The sequence below is a fragment of the Nostocoides japonicum T1-X7 genome (genome assembly GCF_001046855.1).
In the GTDB taxonomy this organism is placed as follows: Bacteria; Actinomycetota; Actinomycetes; order Actinomycetales; family Dermatophilaceae; genus Nostocoides; species Nostocoides japonicum.
The window spans coordinates 4,315,861-4,319,471 of record NZ_HF570958.1 but is presented as its reverse complement, the minus strand read 5'-3'; the positions used below and the strand labels follow the sequence as shown (position 1 = coordinate 4,319,471).

The following is a 3,611-nucleotide window of genomic DNA, read 5'->3' as shown; positions in this document are numbered from 1 at the left end:
GAGGGACGTGTCGGCGACGACGGCCGCCGAGCAGCTGAGCGACGTCACGACGGTGCAGCAGCGCCGGTCGGCCGCGAACGCCCGGAGCGCCGTGCTCCTCGCCCGGGACCAGGAGGCCGCGCGCGCGGCCCGGGCCGCGGAGCGAGCCGCTCTCGCGAAGAAGAGGTCCGCGCAGCGATGGGTGCAGCCGATCCACGGCGGCACGTTCACCTCGGGGTACAAGATGCGCTGGGGCCGGATGCACGAGGGGGACGACTTCTCGACGCCCGTGGGCACGCCGATCCGGTCGATGTCGACCGGCACGGTCATCTACACCGGGTGGTACGGCGGCGGCGGCAACACGACGAAGATCAGGTACTGGGACGGCACGGTCTCCTTCTTCGAGCACCAGAGCCGGATCACCGCGAAGGTCGGCCAGCGGGTCGCGCCGGGACAGCTCGTCGGCTACTCGGGCAACACCGGCCACTCGACGGGTCCCCACCTGCACATCGAGATCCACCCGCACGGCGGCCACTCCATCGACCCGCTGCCCTGGCTCCACAAGCAAGGGCTCTTCACGAAGCAGGGCTGAGGACCTTCCCCGCACCGACGCGACGAGTGGAGGTGTCTGGTGGCCGTCTGGCGGTGCTCAGATACCTCTCACTCCCGGATCCGATCGCGGCGGTTGCCGCAGCGGGCGGGTGCATCCGGACACGGTCGCGTCCAGGACCGGCGGTCCATCACTGCGGAGAGCGGCCGTGGCGTCGATGATGGATCATCAGGCCCGCTACCAGGCTGATCAGGGCTCCGCCGACAACGAAGGGCACACTGATCCCGGCGAGGTTGGTTCCCTGTTCCGGATCGACCAGGGTGGCCAGCAGAGGAACTAAGGATCCCCAAGCCGACGAATGTGACGCCCACAGCGAGTAGCCGATGGTCGGCCGGAGCAGGCCCACGTAGGTATCGAGTCAACACGATGTTCGCAGCGGCTTGACGCTGTGGACCGATCCGGCGTAGGTGAACGCATACTGAATGCAGTATCCCTTTGGCAGCTTGGCGGCGATAGCCATCTCCTATCCCCCGGTCACAGACGCACCAATTTGTGACTATCCGACCGTTTCGGGGTGATGTCAAGAGACGCGGTCCACGTTGCGAGGGCTACCTGTCCGCTCCGCACCTCCAGTGGAGGTCTCGATCCCTCGTCGAGACAGGTGCGTGACACGCCGCCCGCCCTTCCCGTGGCCTGGATGGTGCGGAGGGCTCAGAGCTTCTCGAGGGGGGCGTAACGCAGCAGGAGCCGCTTGACGCCGGCGTCCCCGCCGAAGTCGACGTGGGCCATCGTCCGCTCGGCCTCGCCCTCGACGCGCACGACCGTCCCGAGCCCGAAGGACTCGTGCGTGACGCGGTCGCCGGAGCGCAGCTGGAGGATCGGCCGGTTGCCCGGCGACCGGACCCCCGGGCGCTGCGCGAGCGTCGCGACCGCCGGGGTGCCGGGTCGGCGTGCGGTCAGCGCGGAGTGCTCGCGCTGCCAGTCGACGAGGTCGGGCGGGATCTCGTCGAGGAACCGCGACGGCGGGTTGTACTGCGGCGCACCCCAGGCGGACCGCACCGCGGCGCGCGAGATGTGCAGCCGCTCCCGCGCTCGGGTGATGCCGACGTACGCGAGGCGCCGCTCCTCCTCGAGCTCGCGGGGCTCCTGCAGCGACCGCATGTGGGGGAAGGTGCCGTCCTCGAGACCCGTGAGGAAGACGACGGGGAACTCCAGTCCCTTGGCCGTATGCAGCGTCATGAGCGTGACGACGCCGCTGTCGTCCCCTGCCATCGGGATCTCGTCGGCGTCGGCGACGAGGGACACCTGCTCGAGGAAGTCCTCGAGGCTGATGACCTCACCCGTCTCGGCCCGCGTCTCGTCGAACTCCCGCGCGACGGCGACGAGCTCGGCGAGGTTCTCGATCCGGCTCTCGTCCTGGGGGTCGTGGCTCGCGCGGAGCTCGGCGAGGTAGCCCGAGCGCTCGACGATCGCCTCGAGAAGGTCGGCGACCCCGGCCTCCTCGTCGTCCCGCACCTGACCGAGCGACTCCAGCAGGGCGGTGAACCCCTTGATCGCCGTCACCGAGCGCGTCGCGATGCCAGGGGCGTCCTCGGGACGCCCGAGCGCCTGGAGGAAGGTGATCCGCTCCCGCTCGGCGAGGGCGGCGACGACGGCCTCCGCCCGGTCGCCGATCCCCCGCTTGGGGACGTTGACGATGCGTCGCAGGCTCACCGTGTCGGCCGGGTTGGACAGCACCCGGAGGTAGGCGATGACGTCCTTGATCTCCTTGCGCTCGTAGAACCGGGTGCCGCCGACGACCTTGTACGGCAGACCGACCCGGACGAAGACCTCCTCCAGGGCCCGGCTCTGGGCGTTCGTCCGGTAGAAGACGGCGACGTCCTTGGGCTTGACGCCGTGCTCGTCGCCGAGGCTGTCGATCGTCCGGGCGACGAAGGCCGCCTCGTCGTGCTCGTTGTCGGCGACGTACCCGACGATCGGGGCGCCGCCGCCGGCCTCGGTCCACAGGTTCTTCTTCCGGCGGCCGCCGTTTCTGGAGATGACGGCGTTGGCGGCCGAGAGGATGTTCTGCGTCGACCGGTAGTTCTGCTCGAGGAGGATCGTCGACGCGTCGGGGTAGTCCTCCTCGAACTCGACGATGTTGCGGATCGTCGCGCCCCGGAAGGCGTAGATGGACTGGTCCGCGTCGCCGACGACGACGAGCTCGCTCGGCTCGACGCGCGGGACGCTGCCGGCATCGCGGGCCGGGTCCCCGACCGCCGGGCCGGCTGCCGGCTGCGCGCCCGAGCCGCCGACGAGCTCCTTGACGAGGACGTACTGGGCGTGGTTGGTGTCCTGGTACTCGTCGACCATGACGTGCCGGAACCGCCGCCGGTAGTGCTCTGCGACCTCCGGGAAGGCCTGGAGCATGTGGACGGTCGTCATGATGAGGTCGTCGAAGTCCATGGCGTTCGCCTGCCGCAGGCGCCGCTGGTATGCCGTGTAGGCCTCGGCGAGGACCCGCTCGTGGTGCGTCCCCCCGGGCCCGTCGGCGGTGTCCTCGGAGCCGACGCGACGGGCATACGTCTCCTCGTCGACGAGCTCGTTCTTCAGGTTGCTCACCTGATGGCTGAAGGCCCGGGGGTTGTAGCGCTTGGCGTCGAGGTCCATGTCGCGCAGCACCATCGCCATGAGCCGCTGGCTGTCGGCGGCGTCGTAGATGGAGAAGCTCGCCCTCAGCCCGACGTGGCTCGCCTCGCGACGGAGGATGCGGACGCAGGCGCTGTGGAACGTCATGACCCACATCGCCCGGGCGCGCGGCCCGACGAGACCCTCGACGCGCTCCCGCATCTCCGCCGCGGCCTTGTTGGTGAAGGTGATGGCGAGGATCTGGCCCGGCTGCACCCCACGCTCCGCGAGGAGGTATGCGATGCGCGTCGTGAGGACCTTCGTCTTGCCCGACCCTGCGCCGGCGACGATGAGCAGCGGGCCGCCCTCGTGGAGCACGGCCTCCCGCTGCTGGGGGTTGAGTCCGGCGAGGAGCTGCTCCGGGTCGGGCCGGGCCGGGGGCGCCTGCCCGCCGGAGCGCGGCTCGGCCGCCGCC

The 3,611-nt window shown here is 70.3% G+C and carries 3 protein-coding genes; 1 reads left to right on the top strand and 2 read right to left on the bottom strand.

Features of this window, described 5'->3' with window-relative positions:
* A partial coding sequence (locus BN12_RS19600; protein WP_162233111.1) for a M23 family metallopeptidase occupies positions 1 to 571 on the top strand: 571 nt, incomplete at its 5' end.
* A 148-nt stretch (positions 572 to 719) separates the two neighbouring features.
* On the opposite strand, the gene BN12_RS24730 is transcribed toward BN12_RS19600, so the two are convergent.
* Both BN12_RS24730 and pcrA read right to left on the bottom strand, forming a co-directional pair.
* Positions 720 to 935 (bottom strand): hypothetical protein, encoded by a 216-nt coding sequence (locus BN12_RS24730; RefSeq protein WP_157635576.1) that lies wholly within the window; start codon positions 933 to 935, stop codon positions 720 to 722.
* A gap of 305 nt (positions 936 to 1,240) precedes the next feature.
* The coding region (gene pcrA / locus BN12_RS19595) for a DNA helicase PcrA (RefSeq protein WP_083454789.1) at positions 1,241 to 3,611 on the bottom strand (2,371 nt) is incomplete at its 5' end.